Origin of the sequence: Amycolatopsis coloradensis, from assembly GCF_001953865.1 — a bacterium.
Taxonomy (GTDB): Bacteria; Actinomycetota; Actinomycetes; order Mycobacteriales; family Pseudonocardiaceae; genus Amycolatopsis; species Amycolatopsis coloradensis.
Window position 1 is genome coordinate 64,286 of record NZ_MQUQ01000037.1, and the last position, 19,048, is coordinate 83,333.

Annotated in this window: 26 protein-coding genes and 1 tRNA gene; 13 read left to right on the forward strand and 14 right to left on the reverse strand. The window is 68.7% G+C overall.

Annotated features, from left to right (window positions below):
• Window positions 1–79 precede the first annotated feature (79 nt).
• The 3 genes from BS329_RS40030 (at window position 80) to BS329_RS40040 (ending at window position 1,791) form a co-directional block, all read left to right on the forward strand.
• Entirely contained in the window at window positions 80–580 is a 501-nt protein-coding gene (locus BS329_RS40030; protein ID WP_076168634.1) for a histidine kinase, read from the forward strand.
• A gap of 21 nt (window positions 581–601) precedes the next feature.
• Window positions 602–1,486 (forward strand): alpha/beta hydrolase, encoded by an 885-nt coding sequence (locus tag BS329_RS40035; protein ID WP_076168635.1) that lies wholly within the window; start codon window positions 602–604, stop codon window positions 1,484–1,486.
• A gap of 98 nt (window positions 1,487–1,584) precedes the next feature.
• Window positions 1,585–1,791, forward strand: coding sequence for a CsbD family protein (locus BS329_RS40040; protein ID WP_076168637.1), 207 nt, complete (start codon window positions 1,585–1,587; stop codon window positions 1,789–1,791).
• Between the two features lie 47 nt (window positions 1,792–1,838).
• On the opposite strand, the gene BS329_RS40045 is transcribed toward BS329_RS40040, so the two are convergent.
• On the reverse strand, window positions 1,839–2,945 hold the full coding sequence (locus BS329_RS40045; protein WP_076168672.1) for a cytochrome P450 family protein: 1,107 nt from the start codon (window positions 2,943–2,945) through the stop codon (window positions 1,839–1,841).
• A gap of 87 nt (window positions 2,946–3,032) precedes the next feature.
• Between BS329_RS40045 and BS329_RS40050 the strand changes: the two genes are divergently transcribed.
• From BS329_RS40050 to BS329_RS40060, 3 genes are all read left to right on the forward strand, one after another.
• Window positions 3,033–3,488, forward strand: coding sequence for a MarR family winged helix-turn-helix transcriptional regulator (locus BS329_RS40050; RefSeq protein WP_076168638.1), 456 nt, complete (start codon window positions 3,033–3,035; stop codon window positions 3,486–3,488).
• Window positions 3,489–3,612: 124 nt separating this feature from the next.
• The gene (sigK, locus tag BS329_RS40055) at window positions 3,613–4,209 is read left to right on the forward strand and encodes an ECF RNA polymerase sigma factor SigK (protein WP_076168640.1); all 597 of its coding nucleotides are present in this window, start codon (window positions 3,613–3,615) and stop codon (window positions 4,207–4,209) included.
• Complete coding sequence (locus BS329_RS40060; protein ID WP_076168642.1) at window positions 4,206–4,928, forward strand: anti-sigma factor; 723 nt, start codon at window positions 4,206–4,208, stop codon at window positions 4,926–4,928. The genes sigK and BS329_RS40060 overlap by 4 nt, the downstream gene beginning before the upstream one ends.
• Here BS329_RS40060 and BS329_RS40065 read toward each other — a convergent pair.
• The 6 genes from BS329_RS40065 to BS329_RS40085 form a co-directional block, all read right to left on the reverse strand.
• Window positions 4,925–5,860, reverse strand: a complete 936-nt coding sequence (locus BS329_RS40065; RefSeq protein WP_076168643.1) for an SDR family NAD(P)-dependent oxidoreductase — start codon at window positions 5,858–5,860, stop codon at window positions 4,925–4,927. The genes BS329_RS40060 and BS329_RS40065 overlap by 4 nt on opposite strands.
• Before the next feature lie 84 nt (window positions 5,861–5,944).
• The gene (locus BS329_RS40070) at window positions 5,945–6,511 is read right to left on the reverse strand and encodes a hypothetical protein (RefSeq protein ID WP_076168645.1); all 567 of its coding nucleotides are present in this window, start codon (window positions 6,509–6,511) and stop codon (window positions 5,945–5,947) included.
• Entirely contained in the window at window positions 6,508–7,035 is a 528-nt protein-coding gene (locus BS329_RS40075) for a DUF6286 domain-containing protein (protein WP_076168646.1), read from the reverse strand. Before BS329_RS40075 ends, BS329_RS40070 begins: the two co-directional genes overlap by 4 nt.
• Window positions 7,032–7,418 (reverse strand): Asp23/Gls24 family envelope stress response protein, encoded by a 387-nt coding sequence (locus tag BS329_RS40080; protein WP_076168648.1) that lies wholly within the window; start codon window positions 7,416–7,418, stop codon window positions 7,032–7,034. Before BS329_RS40080 ends, BS329_RS40075 begins: the two co-directional genes overlap by 4 nt.
• Window positions 7,419–7,423: 5 nt before the next feature.
• Window positions 7,424–7,600, reverse strand: coding sequence for a hypothetical protein (locus BS329_RS44055; RefSeq protein WP_167480063.1), 177 nt, complete (start codon window positions 7,598–7,600; stop codon window positions 7,424–7,426).
• Window positions 7,601–7,641: 41 nt separating this feature from the next.
• Window positions 7,642–8,112, reverse strand: coding sequence for an Asp23/Gls24 family envelope stress response protein (locus BS329_RS40085; protein ID WP_076168650.1), 471 nt, complete (start codon window positions 8,110–8,112; stop codon window positions 7,642–7,644).
• A gap of 229 nt (window positions 8,113–8,341) precedes the next feature.
• On the opposite strand from BS329_RS40085, the gene BS329_RS40090 reads away from it, so the two are divergent.
• Window positions 8,342–9,559: an alkaline phosphatase gene (locus BS329_RS40090; RefSeq protein ID WP_076168674.1), complete on the forward strand. Its 1,218-nt coding sequence runs from the start codon at window positions 8,342–8,344 to the stop codon at window positions 9,557–9,559.
• A gap of 65 nt (window positions 9,560–9,624) precedes the next feature.
• Here BS329_RS40090 and BS329_RS40095 read toward each other — a convergent pair whose 3' ends face one another.
• Window positions 9,625–10,236: an ANTAR domain-containing response regulator gene (locus BS329_RS40095; RefSeq protein ID WP_076168651.1), complete on the reverse strand. Its 612-nt coding sequence runs from the start codon at window positions 10,234–10,236 to the stop codon at window positions 9,625–9,627.
• Window positions 10,237–10,409: 173 nt separating this feature from the next.
• On the opposite strand from BS329_RS40095, the gene BS329_RS40100 reads away from it, so the two are divergent.
• Window positions 10,410–10,483, forward strand: a tRNA-Leu gene (locus BS329_RS40100).
• A gap of 103 nt (window positions 10,484–10,586) precedes the next feature.
• On the opposite strand, the gene BS329_RS45615 is transcribed toward BS329_RS40100, so the two are convergent.
• The 3 genes from BS329_RS45615 to BS329_RS40110 form a co-directional block, all read right to left on the reverse strand.
• The gene (locus tag BS329_RS45615) at window positions 10,587–10,805 is read right to left on the reverse strand and encodes a hypothetical protein (RefSeq protein ID WP_425266398.1); all 219 of its coding nucleotides are present in this window, start codon (window positions 10,803–10,805) and stop codon (window positions 10,587–10,589) included.
• Between the two features lie 286 nt (window positions 10,806–11,091).
• Complete coding sequence (locus BS329_RS40105) at window positions 11,092–11,634, reverse strand: DUF4232 domain-containing protein (RefSeq protein ID WP_076168653.1); 543 nt, start codon at window positions 11,632–11,634, stop codon at window positions 11,092–11,094.
• 738 nt (window positions 11,635–12,372) lie between these two features.
• On the reverse strand, window positions 12,373–13,563 hold the full coding sequence (locus BS329_RS40110) for an MFS transporter (protein ID WP_244197481.1): 1,191 nt from the start codon (window positions 13,561–13,563) through the stop codon (window positions 12,373–12,375).
• A 95-nt stretch (window positions 13,564–13,658) separates the two neighbouring features.
• Between BS329_RS40110 and BS329_RS40115 the strand changes: the two genes are divergently transcribed.
• Window positions 13,659–14,552, forward strand: a complete 894-nt coding sequence (locus tag BS329_RS40115; RefSeq protein WP_076168654.1) for a LysR family transcriptional regulator — start codon at window positions 13,659–13,661, stop codon at window positions 14,550–14,552.
• 54 nt (window positions 14,553–14,606) lie between these two features.
• Here the strand turns inward: BS329_RS40115 and BS329_RS40120 are convergent, their stop codons facing one another.
• On the reverse strand, window positions 14,607–15,254 hold the full coding sequence (locus tag BS329_RS40120; protein ID WP_076168656.1) for a TetR/AcrR family transcriptional regulator: 648 nt from the start codon (window positions 15,252–15,254) through the stop codon (window positions 14,607–14,609).
• A 112-nt stretch (window positions 15,255–15,366) separates the two neighbouring features.
• Between BS329_RS40120 and BS329_RS45000 the strand changes: the two genes are divergently transcribed.
• Together BS329_RS45000 and BS329_RS45005 are read left to right on the forward strand one after the other, a co-directional pair.
• Window positions 15,367–15,735 carry an SDR family NAD(P)-dependent oxidoreductase gene (locus tag BS329_RS45000; RefSeq protein ID WP_244197482.1) on the forward strand — a complete coding sequence of 123 codons (369 nt, stop codon included), beginning with the start codon at window positions 15,367–15,369 and terminating at the stop codon, window positions 15,733–15,735.
• A 54-nt stretch (window positions 15,736–15,789) separates the two neighbouring features.
• Complete coding sequence (locus BS329_RS45005) at window positions 15,790–16,188, forward strand: SDR family NAD(P)-dependent oxidoreductase (protein ID WP_244197483.1); 399 nt, start codon at window positions 15,790–15,792, stop codon at window positions 16,186–16,188.
• A gap of 174 nt (window positions 16,189–16,362) precedes the next feature.
• Here BS329_RS45005 and BS329_RS40130 read toward each other — a convergent pair whose 3' ends face one another.
• Entirely contained in the window at window positions 16,363–17,217 is an 855-nt protein-coding gene (locus tag BS329_RS40130; RefSeq protein WP_076168657.1) for a DUF4394 domain-containing protein, read from the reverse strand.
• Between the two features lie 145 nt (window positions 17,218–17,362).
• Between BS329_RS40130 and BS329_RS40135 the strand changes: the two genes are divergently transcribed.
• Together BS329_RS40135 and BS329_RS40140 are read left to right on the forward strand one after the other, a co-directional pair.
• Window positions 17,363–17,893 (forward strand): sigma-70 family RNA polymerase sigma factor, encoded by a 531-nt coding sequence (locus BS329_RS40135; protein ID WP_076168659.1) that lies wholly within the window; start codon window positions 17,363–17,365, stop codon window positions 17,891–17,893.
• Window positions 17,890–18,549, forward strand: a complete 660-nt coding sequence (locus BS329_RS40140) for an anti-sigma factor family protein (RefSeq protein ID WP_076168661.1) — start codon at window positions 17,890–17,892, stop codon at window positions 18,547–18,549. The genes BS329_RS40135 and BS329_RS40140 overlap by 4 nt, the downstream gene beginning before the upstream one ends.
• A gap of 275 nt (window positions 18,550–18,824) precedes the next feature.
• Here BS329_RS40140 and BS329_RS40145 read toward each other — a convergent pair.
• Window positions 18,825–19,048: fasciclin domain-containing protein (locus tag BS329_RS40145; RefSeq protein WP_143253429.1), on the reverse strand; the 224-nt coding region annotated here is incomplete at its 5' end.

Here is a 19,048-nt window from a genome sequence, read left to right on the forward strand (position 1 = left end):
CCTGCGTGAGGCGGCCTGCGGGTATCACCGGATGGGGTGGCATGATGCACGCTCGCACGTCGACGAGGAAGGCCTTGGTTTGAGCGCGCGCACCTCCCAGGTGGACGACCTCCGGCTGGTGGCACAACCGAATGCCGTGTTGTGCTCCGAGCTCTTCGTCCGTCTCATCTTGTCGGATTGGTCCTTGCGGCCGTTGCTCGATCAGGCGAAGACCGCCGCCGCCAGACTCGTGGGCGCGCTCGTCGACGCCGCCGATCCGAAGGCGCCGCCGTTCCTGACGCTGAGATTGCGGCTGCGCTCGGACGTCCTGGTCATCGAGGTCGACCACGAACTGGCCGGTCTGCCCGCGCCGACCCCCGCGCCCGGCGAGCGGACCGGGGTGGTGCCAGGGCAGACCGGCGGCGTGACCATCTGGTGCGAGCTGCCGCTGCCGGGCGGTATGTCCGCCGGTCAGGTGCAGTTGCCGCGGCGGGGCGACCGCCGGACCTTGGTGGACGAACCCGTCTCCGGCGAGCCGGTCGGCGCCGATCCCGAAGTCCTGGAACGACTTTTGTCGCGGCTGAGCGGCTGGTCCGGCTGATCCTCGTGAAAGGATCCGGGGATGGGGTCGAAACGTGTCACCACACCGGTTCTGGAGATCGAGTACGAGCACGCGGGTGAGGCAGGCGCGCCGCCGGTGATCCTGCTCCACGGGTTCCCGTACGACGTGCGGGCCTATGCCGAGGTCGCGCCGATCCTCGCGGACGGCGGCGCCTCGGTGTACACCCCGTATCTCCGGGGGTTCGGCGGTACGAGGTTTCTCGACGACGCCACGCCCCGTTCCGGGCAGCAGGCCGCGCTCGCGCAGGACCTGCTCGACTTCATGGACGCGCTGGGGCTCGAAAAAGCCGTCGTCGCCGGGTACGACTGGGGCGGCCGAGCGGCTTGCATCACGGCCGCCCTCAGGCCGGAGCGGGTGCGCGGACTGGTCTCGGTGGACGGCTACAACGTCCAGAACCTCGCCTACGCCGGGGAACCGGCGCCGCCGGAATGGGAAAGCACCTACTGGTACCAATATTATTTCCACTCCGAGCGAGGCCGTCGCGGGCTGGCGGAAAACCGCGAAGAGCTGTGCGCCTTGCTGTGGCGCACCTGGTCTCCGACCTGGACCGGCGCCGGCGCGGCGTTCCCCGCCAGCGCACCCAGCCTGCACAACCCGGACTTCGTCGACGTCGTCATCCACTCGTATCGGCATCGCTTCGGCCTGGCGGAAGGGGATCCGCGTCATCAGGCGCTCGAAGACCTGATCGCGGAGGAACCGGTCATCACGGTGCCGACGGTCGTGCTGGAAAGCGGGGAAGACGGTATCGGCGGGCCCAGCGCGGAAGGTGATCGCGAGTACTTCACCGGGCCGTACGACCACCGCGTCCTGCCCGGGGTGGGGCACAACGTTCCGCAGGAGGCCCCGGAGGCGTTCGCCGCCGCGGTGGCTTCCCTGCTTCGGTGAGCGTGATCACCCGTCCGTGCGCATGACGAATCCGGCTCTCGAGTTGTCCTTCCTGAGTACGGCGCACGATCCGCGTGCCACGGACGGAGGAGGACCCGATGTCGTTGGGCGACAAGATCAGCAACAAGGCCGAAGAGTTCGGCGGTAAGGCCAAGGAAGCCGCCGGCGACGCCACCGGCGACGAGGAACTGCGTGCCGAAGGCCAGACGGACCAGGCGAAGGCCGGTCTCAAGGGCGCCGTCGAGAACGTGAAGGACGCCGTCGGCGACGCGGCGGACAAGATCCGCGACACCTTCAAGAAGTAGCGGTTCTTTCCGGGCCGGGGCGGCGGATTCCGCGCCCCGGCCCGTTCTCAGTCGGGCAGGACGACCGGCAGGCTGGTGAGCCGCGTGCCTTGGATGCCGCCGAGGAACGTCTGCCGGAGGTCGGCATACGGCACGGCGAGCCGGGCCCGGGGGAAGTCCGTGCGCAGAACCGTCGCCACCGCCCGCAGTTCGAGCTGCGCGAGCTGGGCGCCGACGCAGAAGTGCGGTCCCGCGCCGAACGTCAGGTCCGGGCCCGGCTTCCTGGCCGGATCGGTGTTGACGCCCTGGATGTCGACGAGCACCGGGGCGTTGGCGGGGAGCCGGATCCCGGCGAGGTCGAGCTCCGTGGTGGTGAACCGCCAGAGGGTGAACGGTGCGGGCGGAAGCACCCGGAGGGTTTCGCGGACCAGAGGGCCCTCGGGGGAGGTGTCGCCGTCGAGGAGCCGCGCGACCAGGAAGCCGAGTGCCGCGTCGGTGGTCAGCTGCCCGGCGAAGATCAACGCGAACAGGTGATACCGCAGGTCGTCCTCGGACGTCCCGGGCGGGAGGTTGTCGCGCAGCTCCGTCGCGAGCCCGTTCCGGTTCGGGGTCAGTCCAGCGGCGGCGAGGTCCGCGATCGAGGCGATGGCCTTGCCCTGGGCGCCCGGCTCGGGATCGGACATGCGGCGGCAGGCGTCGACGGCGGCGTCGAGCAGGTGGAGCGGGATGCCGAGCAGGTCGAGCAGGACGGTGAGCGGGAAGCGGGTGGAGAAGCCGTCCATGAGGTCGACGGTTCCGCCGCCGAGTTCCGTCAGCAGGACGCGTGCGATGTGGTGGATCCGGTCCGACTGCGCCTGGATCCGTTTGGCGCTCAGCAGCGGAGCGTGCGCTCGCCGCAGTCCGGTGTGGTCCGGGCCGTCCAGCGTGGTGAGCGACGGCTGTTCGGCGGCGGTCTGTTCGAGCCCGGTCCAGTTCTCCGGGGCCAGTGCGGGATCCTTGGCGATTCGCGGGTCCGACAGGACCGCGCGCGCCAGCTTCTCCTCGGTCACGATCCACGCCTTGCCGCCCGACGGCGCGGCCACTTCGACGAGAGGACCGGCGACGCGCAGCGCGGGGCGGACGGGATCGGGCTCGGTGATGCCGCGGGTGGTCGCGGCGAACGGGTCAGGGAGCAAGACGAACTCCTTCATGAGAAAGTTGCTTCACGATGAAGGTATATTTACGGCCGGTAGGTTGTCAAAGCACCTACTTGAGGAGGTTCGGTGGAGGATCGGGTCACGTCGTTGCTGGACGGCCTCCGGAGTTTCGGCGCGAACTACACCGAGTTCACCCGGCGCTTCGCGAACTGGCTCGGCCTGCACGCGACCGACGCCGCCGCGCTGGTGGAGATCCTCTACGCCGAGGACACCGGCTCGCCGCTCTCCCCGGCCCGGCTCGGTGAACGGGTCTCGCTGACCTCGGGAGCGACCACGAACCTGCTGAACCGGCTGGAGAACCTCGGCTATGTGGTGCGGACCAGGGAGAGCACCGACCGGCGCGTGGTGACCCTGCGCAGCGGCCCCGACATCCAGGAACCCGCGCGCGAGTTCTTCGGCCCGTTCAGCGCGGGGCTCGCGGCGCTGGTGGCGGAGTACCCGGCGGAGGAAATCGAACGGTTCGAAGCCTTTCTGCGGAGCCTGCGGTCCACAATGGACAATGTGCTCGACCGGCAGGGGTAGCGGCTCCCGCCTCGTTCGAGTGTTCTCGCCCACCTGACCAGTCCGCGCCGCCTTCGGCGCCGAATCCCTCCCAGACGCCGTGGAAAACGCGTAGCCGGGCGTCGGGTGAGGTGGAGGCAGCTTGATGGTCGAGGGTGTGCGGACGAGTCCGCGCAAAAACGGCGGTTCCGGAGCGGAGCCCGCCGAAGCGAGCCTGATGCAACGGGTCGCGGCCGGCGACGAACAAGCGTTCGCCGATCTGTACGACGTCGTGGCGGGACCGGTGTGGGGAGTGGTGAACAGGGTCGTCCGCAACGGCACGTTCGCCGAGGAGGTGACCCAGGAGGTCCTGGTGGAGGTGTGGCGGACGGCGGCGCGGTTCAAACCGGGCAAGGGGACCACGATGGCCTGGGTGCTCACCATCGCGCACCGGCGGGCGGTGGACCGGGTGCGCTCGCACCAGGCCGCGCTCGACCGGGACGACCGCGCGGGCAGACTCGATTTCCGGCGCCCGTTCGACGAGGTCGCCGAGTCCACGATCAGCAATCTGGAGCAGCAGCGGGTGCGGCAGTGCCTGTCCGCGCTGACCGAGCTGCAACGGGAATCGGTCGTGCTGGCCTATTACAACGGGTACACCTACCCGGAGGTCGCGGAAGTGCTCAAGACCGCGCCCGGCACGGTGAAGACCCGCATCCGCGACGGTCTGATCAGGTTGCGTGACTGTTTGGGGGTCGGGCAATGACGGCGGAACTGCACACACTGACCGGGGCCTATGCCGTGGACGCCGTCCCGGAGGAGGAGGCCGCGGCGTTCCAGCGGCACCTGCGGGGCTGTCCCGCGTGCGGCCAGGAGGTCCGGGAACTGCGGGAGACCGCGGCACGGCTGGGGGCGTCACTCACCACCGTGCCACCGCCGAGGCTGCGGGAAGCGACGCTCACGCGGGTCGCCCAGACCCGTCAGTGGCCTCCGCTGGTCGCGGCCGTGCGGCGAACCCAGTCCACGAAGAAGCCGCCGGTCCGGATCGCGTTGTGGGGTGCCGCGGCGGCCGCCGTCGGGGCGCTGGTGTTCGGACTGGCCACCACGAGCACCGAACCCGGAGCCGGCCCCGCGCAGCGGCAACTCGCCTCGGTGAATTCGGTGCTCACCGCGCCCGACGCCTCGACCGTCAAGGGCGCCGAGCCCGGAACGACCACTGTGGTGACCTCGCGAAGCCAGGGCAAGGTCGTGATCCTGGCGGGTGATCTTCCCCCGCTGGCGCCCGGCAAGGAGTATCAGGTCTGGCTCATCGGGGCGAGCGGCGTGCACTCGGCCGGACTGCTCGCGTCGGACGGTCCACATCGGACTCGCCCGGTCCTCGCGGAGCTGCCGGGAGGGATCGACAGGGTCGGCATCACCGCCGAACCGGCCGGGGGTTCACGGACCCCGTCCACCCCGGCCGTCGCGATGATCCCGCTCGCCTAAAGACCGGTCAGCCGCCCGCAGGCCTGCCAGAGTTCCTGGCGCTGCGCGGCGGTTTCCCGGGTCTTGCCGAAGTAGTGCGTCGGGCGCTGGACGCGGTCGTGCCAGAACATCCCGTTGTAGCGGGCGGGTTCCTCGGCCGCGGCGAGCCAGACGAAGGTGTCGGCGCCCTGCTCCGGGTTCCGCAGGATCGGCCGCGTCAGCTTCTGGAAAGTCGGCAGGGAGGTCGCGACCCCGGGAGTGTCGGCCCAGCCGGGGTGGGCGCTGTGCACGGTGCGCCCGGAGCCGTCCAGTTCGTCCGCCCAGAGTTCGGCGAGCACCACCTGCATCCGTTTGGTGCGCGCGTATCCGGCGGTGGGTTTGTAGTCGCCCCGCCGGTATTGGAGGTCGTCGGTGCGCAGTGGCCGACCGTACATCCCGCCGGAGCTGACCCAGATCACTCGTGCGCCGTCAGCCAGTTTCGGGCGGAGCGACGAGGTGAGGAGATGCGGGCCGAGCACGTGCGTGGCGAGCATGACTTCGTTGCCCTCGGCCGTTTCCGTGCGCTTGGCGGGCATCACGCCGGCGTTGTGCACGAGGATGTCCACCTCGCCGTCGAGATCCTTGGCGTAGTCGCGCACGGACGAGATCAGGCTGACGTCACACTGGTCGACGACTACCCGTCCGGCGCCTGCGGCGCGCTCGATCCCGGCGCGGGCGGCGTCGCCGTCGCCGCGCACCGCGATCCTGACGGTCGCGCCCAGTTTCGCCAGCCCGATGGCGGTCGCCTTGCCGAGACCGGCTTTCGCGCCGGTCACCACCGCGACCTTGCCCGCGAGCGCGTCCGGCGCGGGGTCTTCGGGCCACCACCGCCGTCGCAGGAAATGCCCGACACTGCTGTAACCGAGCAGGGTCCGATCGAGTAACGTGTCGGCGGCTCGAGTCACGCTGGACATGCGGGCACTCCTCATCGCTCGTGACGCGTCTGCGCGGGAAATCGGTACCCGGACCGCGTTCCCGGTCCGCTCGCCCCGGAAACCCTATTGGATGCGGGAACCCGTCTTCGCGGAGAAGCGGAACTCGATGGTCGTGGGAAGGTCTTCGAGGTCCAGCGCCTGGCGCAGCCGCGGCAGGCCTTCCTCGGTGACCCGTTCGCGGATGGCGCCGAGGTCGCCGTCCTGTTCGGCGCTCAGCACCACGGCCAGCACCGGCGCGTCCTGGGTGCCGCCCAGCGTGGCGTGCGCGGCGTGGACGCCGGGATAGGTCGCGACCTCGGCCGTGAATGGTTCGACCGCGGTGCTCGCGGCCAGCGCGGTCCGGCCCGTGTCCTGGTCGAAGCGCCAGGTGTGGGACTTGGGTTTCCGGACGGGCTGGGCGATGAGCCAGCGCAGCGTCAGCAGTCCGACGACCACCGCGCCCCCGGCGACGGCGTACCAGGCCCAGCCGGGCGGCATGGCCGTGCCGGGGACGAGCGCCGTATCGGCCCTGAGCAAGGGGATCCTGCCGAAATGGGTGCCGACGGCGAACACGCCACCGGCGAGCAGGACGAGCCCGGTCAGCACCAGCAGGGTGCGGTTCAGGCGGGCGGGACGGTTGAGGTCGGTCATGACGCGCTCCTGGTGGCCTTGACCCGGACCCGCACGGCCGGGACGGTGGCGGGGCCGATCTGGGCGAGGCGATGCTCGATGGCGGCGCGGACGGCGTCGGCGAGTCCCGCCGTGTTCGTCCGACCGGTGGTCACCACCGAGACGATCCCGCGCCGTTTGACCTTCAGCTTCGCCGCGGAGACGCCGTCCACAGTGGACGCCGCGGTGCGCAGCGTGGACCGGTAGCTGCGCCGGGAGGCACCCGAGTCCGGGCCGCCTTCCAGTGGCAGCACGGTCGGCCGCCCCGGGACGATCGCGGTCACGAGGAGCAGCAGGCCGATCAACGCGACCACCCCGCCCGCGATCGCCGGAAGCGGATCACTCCAACGGGTGTCGTGCAGCGCGGACGCGACGGCGTCGTAGCTGACCCAAGGTTTCTCGCCGATGATCGTCTGGACCGCGACGGCGGCGGCCAGGACGCATCCGGCGAGCACCACGAGGGCGACGAGCACTGCCGGGACGCTGCGGCGGGGGCGCCGTTTCATCGGACCCTCCTCGTTTCGGTCTCGGTGGAATGCAGGGCCGTGACGGTGATGTCGACCCGCGTGACGGTCAGGCCGGAGAGTTCGCCGACTCGGTGGATCAGGTGCTCCCGCGCGGTTTCGGCGGTGGCACGGACCGAAAGCGGGTACTTCACCGAGAGCCGGACGTCCAAGGCGGCCGTCGAGCCGGTGACGTCCGCGCTCACCTTGGCGCCCTGGTCGAGGTCTTCACCGCCGACCGCGATCCCGAGCACCCGGGAGGCCGCGCCGCCGATGCCGTCGAGTTCGGTGATCGCCTGCGCGGCGATCCGTTCGACGGCACCGGCGGCTACGGTGAGCCCGCCGCGCCCGTCCGTGTCCGGCGCGGCGGCGGTCATGGTCGTCATGGCGGTCAGCCCCTGTCGCGGCCGGCCAGGGCCGAAAGGTCGAGCTTGCCGTCGAGGAACCGGCCGACCAGCAGGCCCAGCGCGCCGAGGACGAGTACGACGAGGAAGGCGCCGAAGCCGCCGAACGCGCCGGCCACGCCGAGCACGAGACCGGTCAACAGGCCGAGATGGGTGGCGTTCATGAACGTTCTCCTTGCTGTCAGGCGCGGACCGGCGCCGGTGGTCACTGGACGCGGGTGGATTCGGTGCTCTCGTCGGTGTCGTCGTCGCCCGGGATGTACACGTCGGAGACGTTGATGTTGACCTCGACGACCTCGAGCCCGGTCATCTGCTCGACCGCGCCGATCACGTTGCGGCGAATGGATTTGGCGAGATCCGCGATCGCGACGCCGTATTCGACGACGATCTGCAGGTCGACCGCGGCCTGGCGCTCGCCGACCTCGACGGAGACGCCCTGCCCGGCGGACGCGGTGGCGCCCGGGATGCGCTCACGCAGCGCGTTGAACGCCCGCACGGCGCCGCCGCCGAGGGCGTGGACGCCGGTGATCTCCCGGGTCGCGAGGCCCGCGACCTTCTGCACGACGGTGTCGGCGATCGTGGTCACGCCCTGGGTGGAGACGAGCGCGCTGTTCTCGGCGGGGGCGGAGTTCGAGTTGGGCTTGGCGGTGGTCGCGGTAGTTGCGGTGTTCGTCATCACTGTCTCCTCGGTTCGGATTCCCTTGCCTGTGGCGGAAGTCCACCGTCTACCGGTTTACTCCCACACTCCATAGACCCAGCCGCGACTAGATCGTCACGACCCGATCGTGTGGTCTGGATCTCATCGATCGTGGGTATCTTGTTCAAGGCTCTTTGGCCCTCGCCTTCCCGTGACTTCTCTGTTAGGAAAGTCTGTTAGGAAAGGTTCCTAACTAATGGGAGGCGATGTGCGCGGACGAGGTCTGGCGGCGGCGACGGTTCTGGTGGTCCTGTGCGGTGGCTCGGCCGCCGTCGCGGAGACGACGACGGCGGGTTCCGGGGCGCGGGTGGCGCGCAACATCATCTACATCCAGGGCGACGGCCTCGGCCTTGGCCAGCGCGACCTGCTCCGGCTGGCGCTCAAGGGCAACCGCGGCGAACTGGCGATGGACGGGCTCGCGGTCACCGGTCTCGTCCGGACGGCGTCGGACGACCCCGACGAGATCGTCACCGACTCGGCCGCGGCGGCCACCGCGCTGGCCACCGGGCACAGGACACGCAACGGCGCGGTCGGCGTGGACGTCCACGGGCGTCCGCTGGAAACGATCCTGGAGCAGGCGAAACGCGCGGGGAAGTCGACCGGGCTAGTCACCACGGCGCAGGTGACGGGTGCTTCGCCGGCGGCGTTCGCGGCGCACGTACCCAGCCGGGATTCGCAGAGTGACATCGCGAAGCAGTACATCGAGAACAGCCGTCCGGACGTTTTGCTCGGCGGCGGCGAGGACTGGTGGTATCCGAAGGGGAACCCCGGTCTCTGGCCGGACAAGCCGGGGGAGGAAAGCCGCAGTCCCTACGGCAACCTGGTCGAACGCGCGCAGCGGACGGGCTACACCTACGTGCGCGACGGCGACGAACTGCGGAACACGAGGGCGAACCGGATCCTCGGCCTGTTCGCGAACGAGGACATGGTCGACTACGGCCCGGACGGTGTCGGCGAGTACGCGCCGCGAGTGCCGCTCCAGCAGATGGCGCGCAAGGCGCTGGACACCCTGTCGAAGAACCAGCGAGGCTTCTTCCTGTTTTTGGAGGAGGAGGGCACCGACGGGATGTCCCACGAAAACAACGCGCACGGCGTGATCGACGCCGGGCGCGCCCTCGACGCCACGGTCGCCGAGGTCCTGCGGTTCGTCCGGACCCACCCCGACACGCTGGTGATCATCGGCGGGGACCACGAGACCGGCGGACTGAGCATCGAGAACCACGACGGCTCCGACACCGATCCCGACCAGGACGGCCCGTTCGACGTACCGGGCTCGAAGCTCCAGTTCACTGTGGACTGGACGACCCACGACCACACCGGCGCCGACACCCCGGTGACCGCCGAAGGCCCCGGCTCCGATCGGTTGGGCGGCACCGTCGACAACACCGACGTCTACCGGGTGATGCGAGCCGCCGGGCGCCTGTAAGGCTTTTCACGCGGTGAGGCCTCCTTCCCGAAGGAAAGGAGGCCTCACCGCATTGTCCGGAAGCGTCAGCCGATGCTTTCGACGACGGCCTCGGCCACCGCCTTCATCGTGGTCCGGCGATCCATCGCGGTGCGCTGTATCCAGCGGAACGCGTCCGGCTCGGTGAGCCCCTGACGGCTCATCAGCAGACCCTTCGCCCGATCGATGACCTTGCGGGTCTCCAACCGGTCGGTCAGGCCCGCGACTTCGGCCTCGAGTGCCTGCAGCTCGGAAAACCGGCTCACGGCCAGCTCGATGGCGGGCACCAGGTCGCGTTTGGCGAACGGTTTGACCAGATACGCCATCGTGCCCGCGTCCCTGGCCCGCTCGACGAGGTCGCGCTGGCTGAAGGCGGTCAGGATGACGACCGGTGCGATCCGGTCGCCGGTGATCTTGGACGCGGCCTCGATACCGTCGAGCTTGGGCATCTTGACGTCGAGAATCACCAGGTCGGGCTTCAATTCGGTAGCCAGGTTGATGGCCTGCTCGCCATCCCCGGCCTCACCGACGACCTCGTAGCCCTCTTCGCGGAGCATCTCGACCAGATCCAGCCGGATGAGGGCCTCGTCTTCGGCCACGAGCACCCGCCGCTGGGGTGCGGCGACGGCACCGTTGGCCTCGGCAGCCTGCTCGGTCACCGGGGTCCTCCTGAGGGTCGTCGGGCAGTTCGATTCGCGGGCTGTCCGCGAACCTGAAGCCTACCGGGAACGATCCAGACGGCTAGATGGCGTTCACCACGTCCAGGCGGTCGTCACACCCCGGGCCCGGCGAACGACGCGCGGCCGTGATCCCGTAAAGTTCACCCGGCACCGCCCCCGTAGCCCAACTGGCAGAGGCAACGGATTCAAAACCCGTCCAGTGTGAGTTCGAATCTCACCGGGGGCACTCGCAGGATGCTCAGTGGATCTGGCCTGGGCAATATCGTGGTGATGCGGCGTCGCCGATGGCGGTTGTCGCGTCCAGGCCCCGGGTAGCGTGGCTCTGATGGTTACTGGGAAGTACGGCACGCACGCCAGCCCTGCACGATGTCGCGCCGTGCGCCTTCGTAGGTGTCGCGCGACATGAGGTTGTACTGCGGCTGGAGCGCCACGTAGCGGGCGGTGCCCGCGCGGTCGGCGAAGGCCAGTGACGCGGCAAGCCGCTCGGGGCCAAGTTCGCGCCCTTGGCGCCCGTTCCGGCTGCCTGGCGCCTTTTGGCCGCACCCCACGACAGGAGAAGGACGATCAGCCCGTCGACGCGGTCGATGTCGATCTCCTCGCCCGCGCGGTCGTCGAGACGTCACCTGTCGACCAGGTCGACACAGACCTGAAGGGTTCTCCGCGTAAGTGAAGTCGAAGCAGCACCGAGATCTGTTTGCGTACCCCGGGATCTGGACCGGCACGCTGTGCGTGGCGCTCACTTTCTTTCAGTTCGCTCTGGCTGACCTTGACGCGCCACGCCTGCGCCCGAGCGTCGAGGCCGAGCACTTGGCCCGGCCCCGGCAGACTCGGACCTCAGACAGTGGGCGCGGTGCCCGCCGTCATCGCTCCGGTGCGGATGGTGTGGCTCTCGGGGGCGGCGTTGACCGCGCCGAAGTCCCAGGGCAGGGTGATCCGCGGGTCGCTGGTGTCGCCGCGCGGGCTGGTCTCCTGGGGCGCGGTGATCGTGATCGCCAACGGTGTCTCCTGCCGCGGCGCACCGATCGCGCTCCAGTGCAGCGGGATATGGGCCGAGGAGCCGTCACCGATCTCCACCGACGAGGCGTCCGGCGCGGCGTCAGAGGAGAGCACCACGTCGCGTGCCCCGACGAGGTCGATGGGCAGCGTTCCGGGCAGGGTGCAGGTCTCGCCCTGCTTCGCAGTGAACTGGATGGCCGCGTCGCGGCCGCCCGCGCCGGCCCCGCCGTAGACGAGCCGAGTGGTGACCTGACCGGACGTGCAGTGGAAGTCGGTCGGCATCGCGACGGCGGTATCGGCGGCCAGGACGGTGGCCCCGGCCGCCGCTCCGGCGACCAGCAGGACAGCGGCGCTCCGACGGATGTTCGTGCGAGTGGTCATCGTTCTTCCCTTCTGCCGTAATAGCTCTCGCCACTGAAGATGCCCACGCCTTGACCTGGGAATGCGCCGATGTGAAATTGATCAGCCGGAAGCAACCTGGACCGGGTCGGTGCGTCTACAAGTTCGTCCCCGCCTGGGTCGCTTCACAAGCAGACCTCTGCAACAGAACAGACCCCGCAGGGCGCCGACAGCGCATGGCCCCGCGTCAACTCGTCCATGGGTATTATGCCGGGCGGAATCGGCCTCTTGGGGGTGCCCTCCACCAGTTATTTACACCAGTGGCTGTAGCTGGATGTGCAATCGGCCGTCAACAGCCTTCAGAGCGACTGCAGATAGAAGGCGAAATGAGCGAAGACACGACTCCAACATATGGGCAACTGGCTTTATTGACGCTGGTCGGAACCGGCTGGGTCATTATCGGGGCTTTCGGGGCTGGCCTCTGGGACGGGATGGCATTCCTGTCGTTTGGACTTATTTTTTTGCTGGGAGTCGCGTATTATGCATTGCGTCGTTGGAGGCGTGATCGGCGAAGAAGAGCGGAAGACCCTGATAAATAGGTGACGAGTCGGGCTTTCGCCTCTGGTGTGACAGAGTTGCCGATCGATTGGGAGGCGCCGCGGCGTAGTCGGGCTGCACGCTGATCAAGGCTGACGAGTAGCCTCCAGCGTCGGCTATCGACGGACGGAGCGGTATCGAAAGCCGACGCTGGAACGGATTGACCCAGTCGGACGTCGGTGGTCACGTTCTGGAGGGCGTGGCCACCGGCGCCCGGCGCCCGGTGGTGGCGAGAGTCAGCACCGCCCCGGCCGCGAACACCCCGCCGAGCCACATCACCGCGGTCGTTCCGGCTGCGTCCGTGGCCAGCCCGCCGACCAGTGCCCCGGCCGCGATCGCCGCGTTGAACACTCCGGCGAACAGCGCCGACGTCGCTTCTCGGGCCTCCGGCGCGGCCGCCAGCATCCATGATTGCGAGGCCACCGAGACACCGCCGTACGCCAGGCCCCAGACCACCAGCAACGCTGTTGCCGCCAGGGTGGTCAGTCCCAGGAGCGGAACCAGTGCCATCGTCACCGACAAAGTCCCGCCGAGCGCCAGCAGGGTCGCCCGTGGCGATCGTGCCGCTCCGGCGCCGGAGGTGAAATTGCCCGCGACCCCGAAGAGCCCGTAGACCAAAAGGAGCGTCCCGATCTGTCCCGCGCTCACCCCGGACACCTCTTCCAGCACCGGCCGGATATAGGTGTACGCGGCGAAGTGCCCGATGACGATCAGCGCCACCACGATGAGTCCGAGGCGCACCCGCGGCACACCTGCCAGCCGCACCATCGCGCCCAGACGGACTTCCCGTTCCGTCGGTAACGACGGCAGTGACATCGCCAGCGCGGCCAGCACCACCAGTGAAAGACCACCGGCGCCGACGAAAGCGGCCCGCCAGCCGAGCAGATCCCCGAGGTAGGCGCCTGCCGGTACACCCAGGACGGACGCCACGGCGATTCCGCTGAAGATCAGCGAGGTCGCGGACCCGATCGACTTCGACGGGACGAGTCGCACGGCCAGGCTCGCCGCGATCGCCCACACCCCGCCCATGCCGATGCCGACCAGCACCCGCGCGGCCAGCATGACGCTGAACCCGGGCGACCACGCCGCCAGCAGGTTCCCGGCCGTCAGCAGCGCCATCAATGCGCACAGCACGGCCCGCCGGTCGAACTTCCTGAGCGCCGGGATCAACAGGGGGGCGGAGACGGCCGCGACCAGGCCGGTGACCGTGAGCGTCAGGCCCGCCGTGCCTTCGGTGACCCGCAGATCGCGGCTGATCGGGGTCAGCAGACCCGCCGGCAGCATTTCCGACGTGACCACGGTGAAGGTCGCCCCGGCGAGAGCACTCACCGACGGCCAGCCGTTCTTCTTCTGCCTGGTTTCCTTTGGTGCCACGTGTTCCAGGCAACCGTCGTGCGCGTCCGGGAACAACGGCTGATGTCTCATCCTTCTATGAGCGGGACTACTGGATCCACGGGTGGAGGAAACCGATGAGCGGCCTGGAGATCCGTGAGCTGGAGGCGTTCCTGGTGCTCGCCGAGGAGCTGCATTTCGGCCGGGCGGGCGAACGCCTGTACGTCTCTCAGAGCCGGGTCAGTCAGTTGCTTCGCTCGCTGGAGGGGCGGATCGGCGCGACGCTCGTCGAACGCACGAGCCGTCGGGCGGAGCTGACTCCGCTGGGGGAGAAGTTCCTCGCCGAGCTGCGTCCGGCCTACGAGGCTCTGCGGGCCGCCGTCGATCACACGCGCGCCACCGCGCGAGGGACCGGCGGCGTGCTGCGCATCGGTTTTCAGGGCATCATCGACGACCATCTCGCGAACGCCATCGGCGGATTCGAGAAGCGCCACCCGGACTGCGCGGTGGAGCTCACCGAGATCCCGCTGGCCGATCCGTTCGGCTCGCTCCGCCGTCGGGAGATCGACGCCGCGGTGGTGCTGCTTCCGGTGGAGGAACCGGATCTCGTGCTCGGTCCGGTTTTCTCCCGGCAACCGCAGGTGCTCGCCGTCTCGCCTCGGCATCCGTTCGCCCGCAGGGAGTCCGTCACCGTCGACGAACTGGCGGAATGTCCTCTGATCGGCATCCGCGGCCCGGCCCCGGAATACTGGCGTCACGCCCAAGCCCCCGAAATCACCCCCGAAGGTCGCCGGATACCGCGCGGACCGACCGCAGGCACCCTGCAGGAAGGCATGGGTCTCGCCGCGGCGGGCCAGGGCGGCATGGTGCTGTGCCGCTCGACGGCTGAACACCAGGGGCGGCGGGATTCGGTCGTTTTCGTGCCGCTCACCGGGCTGCCGGAGTCAGTGCTCGGAGTGGTCTGGCACGCGGAGGACAGCGGCCAGGCGCGCGCCTTCGCAGGAGAGATCGCTGTCCGGGCCCGAAGCTGACGTCGACCGGTGACCTGGCCGGCTTTCAAGTCCTGCTCGGTGACTCCGGATCGTTCACTTCCCGAACGCTTTCAGGAAAGTCGCCACCGCGGCTTCGGTGATGGCTCGTAGCTCGGCGTCGGGCACCGAGCGGGTGGCAAGCCGGGATCGGGTGTCCACGCTGCCTGTGAGCAGTGCGGTGAACTGTGCGGCAGCCAACTCCGGGTCGTCGATCAGGAGCCTGCCTGCCAGCGACAGCCGGGCGAGCCGGTCGGTCAAGGCTTGGGTGACCCGGTGTGAGACCTCGTCCATGACGTCGAGCAGGTCGGGGAACTGGGGGGCTTCGGCGGAAACCAGCCGTCGAAGCGCACGGGATTCTTCGAGGCAGTAGCACCTGGCCAGCTGCAATCCGACCTCCCTGAGATTCGCCGGCAGGTCGTCACTGTCGTTCACAAGTTGCTCCACCGCTGCGAGGTTGGCCGTGAGAGCGGTCTCCGAAAGCGCCCTCACCACCTCGCGGAACAGCGTCTCCTTGTCGCCGAAGTGGTTGTAGACAGTCGCCTTCGCGACCTTTGCCTCAGCGGCGATCTCGTCCACGCGGGCCTGTGCGTACCCCAGGCGGGCGAACACGGTGAACGCCGCCGTCAGCACGGCCTGTTGTTTGTCGATACGCCCGCGGGGCGTGGTCGATCGCGGTCGGGACGAGTGTGGTGCCGCGCTCATCAGACCATCCTAAGTCCCGCGCGGCGACTGTTGCGCGCGTGGTTCTGTCTATCTAGACTCGTGAGTCTAGTAGTTCAGACTGACGAGATCAGTCGTAACCGAGGAGATGTACGTGAAGACCGTGGTCATCACCGGCGGAACCGACGGGATGGGCAAGGCGCTCGCCTGCGCCTGTCTGCGACGCGGAGAGCGGGTTGTCGTCATCGGCACCAGCGCCCGGAAGGGGGCGGCTGTCCTGGACGTCGCCGCCGAACTCGATGCCGCCCAGCGCGTCGAGTTCATCCAGGCGGATTTGAGCCTGGTGTCCGAGAATCGGCGGGTGATCGAGCAGATCACGTCGGCGTATCAGGTTGTGGATGCTCTTGTGCTGGGTGCGCGGTACTTCCGTGCGACACGGTCCGTCACGGAAGAAGGCTTCGAAGCCAACTTCGCGCTGTTCTATTTGAGTCGTTACCTGTTCGCGCAGGGCCTTGCGGCGTGACTCGAACAAGCCGACGCCCCGGTGATTCTCGATCTGGCGGGCCCCGGGGGAGACTTGTCCAGGATCCGCTGGGACGACTTGCAGTTCTCGCGCGCCTACGATCCCGACGAGGTCATGGGACAGTGCGGGAAGCTCAGTGATCTGCATGGAGTGGCCTTCGCGCGCCGCCATCCCGGCACGCGGGTCCGATACGTTCTCCTGCACCCTGGGCTGACGGCGACCGGATTCACCGGCGAGTACGACGCTGCCAGTGCCGATCTGGTCGCACGCATGCGAGAGCGTGGCCAGCCGGTCGAAGCCGCCCTCACCCGGATTCTTCGCCACCTCGACAACCCGCCGTCCGCACCATTGACAGCTTTCATGCAAGACGACCCGGTCGACGTACACGGCGAACCGTTCGACACCGCGGCGGCCGACCGGTTGTCCGAACTGACCTCGAAGCTGTTGCGCTAGAACGACATCAGTGCGGACTTCGCGCTCGATCGCGCGCACAGAACGGCTCCGGAGTGGCCGACGCGGCGATCAGTGGGTTCTGAGTCCGCGGCTCGCCGGCCATGGTCAGCCGCGACCACGTGCCCTGCCCGGCCTCGCGCCGCTGAAACCGCTCCGCGGCGCGAGGCAGGAGGATCAGCTCGTGAAGGTGAGGCCGACCGGGCGCGTGAGCAGCGGCGACAGGACCTGGGCTCGGCCGGTGGCCAGGTCGATGCGTACCAGGAATGGGATACCGTGCGCTCGGACGGCCACGACGGCCTTGTAGTCGCGTGGGTCGTACGCACCGGCAGTCGCGGTACCGGCGATGTCGAACCCGTTCACCGAGCTGATGTCGAGGCCGAGTTCGCCGATCGTGGCGAGCTGGCCGGTATTGGGTGAGACAACCGGGGTCTCCCCTGGCAGGCTGCCTTGTTTGACCAGGGTGTCGTCCTTGGAGTCGAGGCCATAGAGCGCGGTTGAGGCCGCTCCGGCGACGCTGTTGGTGTACGCGGACGCGGTCACGCGGGGAGCCTGTGTCCGTCCGGGGTAGCTCAACGGTGTGTCGGTGCCCGCGATCGCGCCGGTGTCGGGGTGCAGGCGGAGGTTGACGCCGCTGTCGGTCACGACCCTGATCCGGTCGACGACAGGGTTGAAGTCGAAGCCGATCGCCTTGCCGGTCAAGGTGATCCGCGAACCGACCGCGGTGGCCTTGGCCGTCTTGGCGTCGATCCGGTACAGCTGTCCCGAGCCGGACAGCGAATAGAGCGCGCCGGTGGCGGGCCGGGTGTCGAGGCCGATCAGCCGGTCACCCTTGGCCAGACCGGTGATCCGTTTGGATGACGTGGGCAGCAGTGGCCGCTCACAGTGGTGTCTGCTCAGCGTGCCGTTCTCGCTCAAGACGAGGATGCCGCAGTCGTTGTTCCTCGTTGGCGTGGCGGAGGCGACGGTGCCGCTCGCCATGAGCGTCAGCACCACGCTTCCGGTCACGAGCGCGCGGGTGGTTCTGCGCATGTCAGCTCCTCTTCGTCGAGATGGGTTCACGGCCGGTGTATACGGACGCGGCGTTCTTCGCGTTCATCCGTTTCCGGAAAATTCGGTGATCGGATGAACATTCGCCCTGCCTGTTCCGAACACAGTTCGGCAGGAGGGACACGGAATGAGCAGATCGGCCGGTGGTGGCCTCGGCCTGACCGGGGAACACGCGCTCCGTGCGGTGTACAACGCGCACGGACCGGAGCTGTACCGGTTCGCGATGCGGCAGCTGAACGACGACGGCGCGGCGCAGGACGTGGTGCAGGAGGTGTTCCTCCGGGCGTGGCGGGCGGCGGAAAGGTTCGATCCCGAGGTGGCGAGCCTTCGGGTGTGGCTGTTCGCGATCGCGAGGAATGTGATCACCGACGAGATGCGCCGCCGGTCCGTTCGCCCGGCCAGGGAGTTCGGTCTGGCCGACGAGCCCGCCGAGACGGGGTTCGACGAACGACGGGTCAACGCCTGGCTCGTGGAAGAAGCGTTGCGGCGGATCACCCCGGAACACCGGGTGTGCCTTGTCGAAACCCATCTGCGTGGCCGGCCGTACGCGGAAGTCGCCGCCGAGCTGGGAATTCCGGTCGGGACCCTGCGCACGAGACTGTTCTACGGATTGCGAGCGCTCCGCGTCGTGATGGAGGAAATGGGGGTCGAGCTGTGAATCCCGATGATCACCGCGTTCTGCGGGAGACCTTGGGCGGTTACGCGCTCGACCGGCTTGACGAGCACGAACGACTCAAGATCGACGCACATCTGTCCGGCTGCGCGGAATGCCGTTCGGAGCTACGAGAACTGAGCCCGGTCGTTCGCGCGCTGGGCCTGGCCGAAGCCGCGCATGTCAGCGAACACGGGCAGGTGACGGTGCCACCCGATCTCGGTGACGCGGTCGTGCGCAAGGTCATCGAGGGCTCGAAACGTACCCGTTGGCGTCCACCTCACTGGGTGGCCGCCGCGGTGATCGCGTTGGTGTGCGGCGCCGGTGCCGGCTGGGCCGCGCATCCGGACACCTCGGCGCCGGGCCCGTTCGAAGCGGTGCCGGTGATCGCGTCGGTTCCGGCGATCCACGCTTCCGCCGGGCTCGTTCCCCATACCTGGGGCGTCGAGATCAAACTGACCGGGACGGGATTCGACGCGAACAAGCGGTATCGCGTAGTGATCGTGGACGAGAAAGGGGGCCAGGCGGCCGCGGGCGAGTTCATCGGCACAGGTGCCGCGGAAATGCGCTGTAACCTCAACAGTTCCGTACTGCGCACGGGTGCTGCCGGATTCCGGGTGTTCGACGCTGGGGGACAGGTGGTTCTCGTGTCCGACTTCTGATCCGGTGCGCGGCCGGTCGCTCCCGGGATCGCGAAAGGGCCGGCCGTCGCCGTGGCCATGGAGTGAACCAGCGACGGCGACGGCCGGCGGAACGCCGCCGCTACAGCGTTCCCCATGCGGCAGGTCGTGCTCATCCTGCCGCGTGGCTGGAGCCCATACCCCGGACGGGCGGTGCGGGCATGGAAGTGGCCACCGCGGCTGGAAGAGCCCGACAGCTGCGGCGGCCACCGTGACCGGGTCGTCGACGGGGGGAAGCGACGACCCGGACGTGAGGGCTAGTTCTTGTTGGTACCGGGGGTGAGGACCTTGTCGATGACGAAGACGGTGGCGTTCTTGGTGGGGATGTTGCCGCAGAGGATCTTGGCACCGTTGACGGTCATGTTGTCGCCGGTGCCTTCGATCTTGAGCGGGCCGCCGGCGGTGTTGAGGCTGTCGACCGAGCCTGCGGTGGCGACGCCCTTGGCGTCGTAGCGCTTGCCGACGACGTGGTACTGCAGGA

Bases quoted from the DNA above. Each gene is read 5' to 3' on its own strand.
- BS329_RS40130 (WP_076168657.1), bottom strand. From the start codon at position 17,217: ATGCGCAGAACCACCCGCGCGCTCGTGACCGGAAGCGTGGTGCTGACG.
- BS329_RS40075 (WP_076168646.1), bottom strand. From the start codon at position 7,035: ATGAAACGGCGCCCCCGCCGCAGCGTCCCGGCAGTGCTCGTCGCCCTC.
- BS329_RS40115 (WP_076168654.1), top strand. From the start codon at position 13,659: ATGAGCGGCCTGGAGATCCGTGAGCTGGAGGCGTTCCTGGTGCTCGCC.
- BS329_RS44055 (WP_167480063.1), bottom strand. From the start codon at position 7,600: ATGAACGCCACCCATCTCGGCCTGTTGACCGGTCTCGTGCTCGGCGTG.
- BS329_RS40080 (WP_076168648.1), bottom strand. From the start codon at position 7,418: ATGACGACCATGACCGCCGCCGCGCCGGACACGGACGGGCGCGGCGGG.
- BS329_RS40040 (WP_076168637.1), top strand. From the start codon at position 1,585: ATGTCGTTGGGCGACAAGATCAGCAACAAGGCCGAAGAGTTCGGCGGT.
- BS329_RS40085 (WP_076168650.1), bottom strand. From the start codon at position 8,112: ATGACGAACACCGCAACTACCGCGACCACCGCCAAGCCCAACTCGAAC.
- BS329_RS40070 (WP_076168645.1), bottom strand. From the start codon at position 6,511: ATGACCGACCTCAACCGTCCCGCCCGCCTGAACCGCACCCTGCTGGTG.
- sigK (WP_076168640.1), top strand. From the start codon at position 3,613: ATGGTCGAGGGTGTGCGGACGAGTCCGCGCAAAAACGGCGGTTCCGGA.
- BS329_RS40060 (WP_076168642.1), top strand. From the start codon at position 4,206: ATGACGGCGGAACTGCACACACTGACCGGGGCCTATGCCGTGGACGCC.
- BS329_RS40035 (WP_076168635.1), top strand. From the start codon at position 602: ATGGGGTCGAAACGTGTCACCACACCGGTTCTGGAGATCGAGTACGAG.
- BS329_RS40065 (WP_076168643.1), bottom strand. From the start codon at position 5,860: ATGTCCAGCGTGACTCGAGCCGCCGACACGTTACTCGATCGGACCCTG.
- BS329_RS40105 (WP_076168653.1), bottom strand. From the start codon at position 11,634: ATGACCACTCGCACGAACATCCGTCGGAGCGCCGCTGTCCTGCTGGTC.
- BS329_RS40135 (WP_076168659.1), top strand. From the start codon at position 17,363: ATGAGCAGATCGGCCGGTGGTGGCCTCGGCCTGACCGGGGAACACGCG.
- BS329_RS40120 (WP_076168656.1), bottom strand. From the start codon at position 15,254: ATGAGCGCGGCACCACACTCGTCCCGACCGCGATCGACCACGCCCCGC.